Source organism: Brevundimonas sp. (assembly GCF_031082345.1).
Classification (GTDB): Bacteria; Pseudomonadota; Alphaproteobacteria; order Caulobacterales; family Caulobacteraceae; genus Brevundimonas.
Window position 1 is genome coordinate 1 of the sequence record NZ_JAVHLH010000214.1, and the last position, 4,744, is coordinate 4,744.

The window sequence follows — 4,744 nt, forward strand, 5'->3', positions numbered from 1 at the left end:
CCGTCTCCGCCTGCGCCACCCCGCCGCCGCCGCCGCCGATCCCCGGCGGCCCTGGCGACGGCCCCGTGCTGCGCGACTGGCGCGGCATCGTCACCGCCTCCGATCGCGACCGCTACAGCCGCCTCGACGCCGCCTGGTCCCTGGCGCTGCAGCAGGCCCGCCGCCAGCGCGGCTCGGGCGATCTCGCCTCGACCGGCGACCTGATCGACCCCGACGCCGGCCGCCCCTCCGTCGCACCGCCCGCCGGCGACTACCGCTGCCGCACCGTCAAGCTCGGGTCCCAGGGCGGCGAGGACGGCCTCGGCTACGTCGTCTACGGCTGGTTCGACTGCCGCATCGAGCACACCCCGAACGGGCTGAAATTCCTCAAGCTGACCGGCAGCCAGCGCCCCGCCGGTCTGCTCTTCCCCGAGAACGACCGCGAGATGGTCCTGCTCGGCTCGATGGCCCTCGCCGACGAGCCGCCCGCCAATTCCTACGGCCAGCGCCCCGACCGCGACCTGATCGCCGTGCTGGAGCGGATCGGCGAGGCCCGCTGGCGGCTGGCCATCCCCTGGCCGCAGTACGAGTCGAACCTCGACCTGATTGAACTCATTCCCGCGTGACGGCGAAGACCGGTCCGAAGCCTCGCACGTCGCGGGCGAAACCGGCCGAGGCCGCGTCGGATCGGGAGGTCCCGAAGGGCCGACGATCGCGGCCCGACAAGGAAGAGGCCGCGTCGGATCGGGAGGTCCTCAAGACCCGACGACAGCGGCCCCGCCCCGCCGACATCGCCGTCATCGGCGCCGGCCCCACCGGCCTCGCCATCGCCCTGATGCTGGCGCGGCAGGGGCGGCGCGTCATGGTCCACGAGCGCTTCGCCACGCCCCGCCCCGTCGGCGCCGGCTTCATGCTCCAGCCCACCGGCCTGCATGTGCTGGACGGGCTCGGCCTGACCCCGCGGGTCGAGGCCTGCGGCCAGCGCATCGATCACATTTTCGGCCGCGAGGCCCGGCGCGGCCGGGTGGTTCTGGACGTCCGCTACAGCGATCTGAAGCGTCCGCGCCCGGCCATCGGCATCCATCGCGCCGCCATGTTCGCCATCCTGCACGACGCCTGCGTCGAGGCGGGCGTCGACTTCGAGACGGACCGCGAGATCGTCGGCGCCGATGCCGGCCGCCTGGTCGACAGCGCCGGCCGCCGCAGCGCCCCCTTCAACCTGGTCATCGACGCCTCGGGCGCCCGCTCGGCCATCGCCGCCGACATGGGCGCGGATCGACGCGATCTCGCCTGGGGCGCGCTCTGGACCACCGTCCCCTGGCCCGGCGGGCCGTTCGATCCGACGGCGCTGGAACAGGTCTATCTGGGCGCCAGCCGCATGCTCGGCGTCCTGCCCAGCGGCGTCCTGCCCGGCGCGCCCGACGCGCCGCTGGCGACCTTCTTCTGGAGCCTCAAGACCGAGATCTGGTCCGACTGGTATGACCTCGGACTGCCGGCCTGGAAGGACCACTGCCTGCGCCTCTGGCCCGAGTTGACCCCGGTGATGGACGCCATCACCGACCGTGACCAGATGACCCTGGCGTCCTATGGCCACCAGACCCTGGCCCGGCCCGTGGGCGAGCGGCTGGCGGTGCTCGGCGACGCCGCCCATTCCACCAGCCCCCAGCTCGGCCAGGGCCTGAACATGGGCCTGCTGGACGCCCAGGCCCTGGCCGACGCCCTGACCCGCTATCGCGACCTGCCGACGGCGCTCGACGCCTACGCCCGCGCCCGCCGCTGGCATGTGCGGCTGTATCAGGCGCTCAGCCTCGGCTTCACCCCCTTCTACCAGGCCGACGGCCGCCTGCTGCCCTGGGTCCGCGACCATGTAATGGGCAAGGTCGCCCGCCTGCCCATGGCCCCGCGCCTGCTGGCGGCCACGGTCGCGGGCGTGCTGCTGGATCCCCGATCGTCCGCCTACCTGAACGGGTCCGCTGAGCGCCCTTGACCCCCGGGCCGCGCCCGGCGACCCTGCCATGGCGGGGCGAACCCGCGCCTTCAGGGGGTTTTCATGCGCGGCTTCAGCATCACCATCGGCGCCGTCATCCTGCTCGTCATCGTCGGCGCCGCCGCGATGATCGGGATGCCGACCTACAACGTCTACGCCAAACAGATGCAGGGCAAGGCGGCCTATGAGCAGGCCGTGCAGGACCGCCGTATCCGCGTGCTCGAAGCCCAGGCCCTGCTCGACTCGGCCCAGCTGACCGCCCAGGCCGAGGTCGCCCGCGCGCGCGGCACCAACGAGGCCAACCGGATCATGGCCGAGAGCCTCGGCGGTCCCGACAACTATCTGCGCTGGTCCTATATCCACATGCTGGAAGAGACCGCCGGCAAACCGGGCCGCGAGATCATCTACATCCCGACCGAGGCCGCCATGCCGATCCTCGAGGCCAGCCGGTCCCGACCGGCGCAGTAGGGGGCGGCCCCTGCTTCGGCCGCGGAGCCGGGGCGGCTTCCCGATGCGCCTGAACCGCGGCCTCGTTTGCGCCAGATCAAGGCGGACGAGGCCGCCCCGTGCAAGACTGGTTCACCTTCATCCCGAGGGTCACAGCCGGAGTATCCGATGGCCGCCTCGTCCGACCGCATCGCTCCGCCGTACTCGCGGCTCTCGATCGCGATGCACTGGCTGATGCTGGCGCTGCTGGCGGCCGTCTACGCCTGTATCGAGCTCCGGGAATTCTATCCGCGCGGCAGCGATATCCGCGAGGGGCTGAAGACCTGGCACTTCATGCTGGGCCTGTCCGTCTTCGTCATGGTCTGGGTGAGGTTGATCGCGCGGGCGGTCTCGCCGCGCGGGCCCGCTCCCCGGACAGGGCTGGACGCCCTGGCGGCGGTCGTGCACCTCGCCCTCTACGGGCTCATGGTCGCCATGCCGGTCCTGGGCTGGTTGCTGCTGAGCGCCGAAGGCGACGCCGTTCCCTTCTTCGGCCTCACCCTTCCGCCGCTGGTGGCGCCCAACGAGGCTTTGGCCGAGCGGGTCGAGGACCTGCACACGACCATCGGCGTGGTGGGTTACTGGCTGATCGGCCTCCATGCCGTCGCGGCCCTCTTCCATCATTATTTGCTCAGGGACGCGACGCTGCGTCGCATGTTGCCGGGTCTCCCCTGACAGGGGTGATCGAACCCGCCGGCGTTGTCTGCGCCCTTGGTCTGGAGTCCTGCCCGTGAGTCGCCTCGCCCTGCATTCCGAACGCCATCTGGTCTCCCGCATCGGCTGGCTGCGGGCCGCCGTTCTCGGCGCCAATGACGGGCTGGTGTCGACCGCCAGCCTGGTCATCGGCGTCGCTGCGGCCGAGGCGACGCGCGGCGGAATCCTGATCGCCGGCGTCGCCGGACTGGTCGCCGGGGCCATGTCGATGGCGGCCGGCGAATATGTCTCCGTCAGCTCCCAGTCCGATACCGAAAAGGCTGACCTCGCCCGCGAGACCGCGGAGCTGGCGTCGGACCACGACGCCGAGGTCGCCGAACTGGCCGGCATCTATGCGGCGCGTGGTCTCGACCCGGACCTGTCACGTCAGGTGGCGGTGCAACTGATGGCGAAGGATGCGCTCGGCGCCCACGCGCGGGATGAGCTGGGCATTTCGGAATTCACTACGGCGCGGCCGATCCAGGCGGCGCTGACCTCGGCCCTGACCTTCGCCCTCGGGGCCTTTCCGCCCCTGGTGCTGGTGATGCTGGCGCCGCTGGACGGTCTGATGATCTGGGTCGCCCTGGCGACCCTGGCGGGACTGATGGGACTGGGCGCCCTCGGCGCCGCGGCCGGAGGGGCCAACATCGGACGCTCGGTGCTGCGCGTCGCCTTCTGGGGCGTCATCGCCATGGCCGCGACCGCCGGCATCGGCCGGCTGTTCGGCACGGTCGTCTAGTCCGATGGCCGATCCGCCGTCTGCGGCAGGGGGTCGCCCCTCTTTCGTCCGGCCTGAAACCGTCACAGTTCCCCGATCTTGTCCGCAATGGAGACCCGCCATGACCCCGACGCCCGCGACCGCGCCCGCTCTTGATCTCGCCGCGATCCAGAAGCTTCGAAAGGTCGCCGTCGGACTCGCCCTGCTGGGCCTGATCGGCCTGGCCGTCGTCAGCCAGTCCATCGGCGGCGTCGATGGCCGCTGGCACGAGACGGTCGAGACCATCGGCTGGGTGGCGATCGTCCTGTCCATCGTCGGCCGCGCCTGGTGCACCCTGTATATCGGCGGACGAAAGAAGGCTGAGGTCGTCGACCGCGGACCCTATTCCATCACCCGCAATCCTTTGTATGTCTTCAGCTTTATCGGCGCGTTCGGTATCGGCGCCCAGAGCGGCAGCCTGACCATCGCGGCGGGCTTCGTGGCGGCGGCGATGCTGGTTTTCCATTTCACCGTCCGGCGCGAGGAGGCCTTTCTGCTGCGCGAGTTCGGCGAGAGCTACGCCGGCTATTGCGCCCGGACGCCCCGGTTCTGGCCGCGCTTCTCCCTCTGGCGCGACGCCGATGACCTGACGGTCCGCCCGGCCCTGTTCCTGCTCACCATCCGGGATGGACTGGTGTTTCTGCTGGCGATCCCGGTGTTCGAACTGATCGACGCGGGCCAGGCGGCGCACTGGCTCAGGGTGGTGGTTCACCTGCCCTGAACGGTCGCGCGTCTATCCCGCCGCCCCATCTCTCAATTGAAAAAGGGCTCCGGCGCGGACGCCGGAGCCCTCATTCAATGTACGGACGTCGCCTTAGAAGGCGATGCGCGCGCCCACCGAG

General features: G+C 70.9%; 6 protein-coding genes. All 6 read left to right on the plus strand.

Features of this window, described 5'->3' with window-relative positions:
* A partial coding sequence (locus tag RDU12_RS12380; protein ID WP_308684871.1) for a DUF4893 domain-containing protein occupies positions 1 to 605 on the plus strand: 605 nt, incomplete at its 5' end.
* Positions 602 to 1,966 carry an FAD-dependent oxidoreductase gene (locus tag RDU12_RS12385; RefSeq protein ID WP_308684873.1) on the plus strand — a complete coding sequence of 455 codons (1,365 nt, stop codon included), beginning with the start codon at positions 602 to 604 and terminating at the stop codon, positions 1,964 to 1,966. The genes RDU12_RS12380 and RDU12_RS12385, both read left to right, overlap by 4 nt.
* 63 nt (positions 1,967 to 2,029) lie before the next feature.
* Positions 2,030 to 2,434, plus strand: coding sequence for a hypothetical protein (locus tag RDU12_RS12390; RefSeq protein ID WP_300291810.1), 405 nt, complete (start codon positions 2,030 to 2,032; stop codon positions 2,432 to 2,434).
* A 147-nt stretch (positions 2,435 to 2,581) separates the two neighbouring features.
* Positions 2,582 to 3,127, plus strand: a complete 546-nt coding sequence (locus tag RDU12_RS12395; RefSeq protein WP_300291808.1) for a cytochrome b — start codon at positions 2,582 to 2,584, stop codon at positions 3,125 to 3,127.
* Positions 3,128 to 3,182: 55 nt separating this feature from the next.
* Positions 3,183 to 3,884 (plus strand): VIT family protein, encoded by a 702-nt coding sequence (locus RDU12_RS12400; protein ID WP_300291806.1) that lies wholly within the window; start codon positions 3,183 to 3,185, stop codon positions 3,882 to 3,884.
* Positions 3,885 to 3,984: 100 nt separating this feature from the next.
* Positions 3,985 to 4,623, plus strand: a complete 639-nt coding sequence (locus RDU12_RS12405; RefSeq protein ID WP_300291804.1) for an isoprenylcysteine carboxylmethyltransferase family protein — start codon at positions 3,985 to 3,987, stop codon at positions 4,621 to 4,623.
* The last annotated feature ends 121 nt before the right edge of the window (positions 4,624 to 4,744 follow it).

Bases quoted from the DNA above. Each gene is read 5' to 3' on its own strand.
- RDU12_RS12405 (WP_300291804.1), top strand. From the start codon at position 3,985: ATGACCCCGACGCCCGCGACCGCGCCCGCTCTTGATCTCGCCGCGATC.
- RDU12_RS12390 (WP_300291810.1), top strand. From the start codon at position 2,030: ATGCGCGGCTTCAGCATCACCATCGGCGCCGTCATCCTGCTCGTCATC.
- RDU12_RS12395 (WP_300291808.1), top strand. From the start codon at position 2,582: ATGGCCGCCTCGTCCGACCGCATCGCTCCGCCGTACTCGCGGCTCTCG.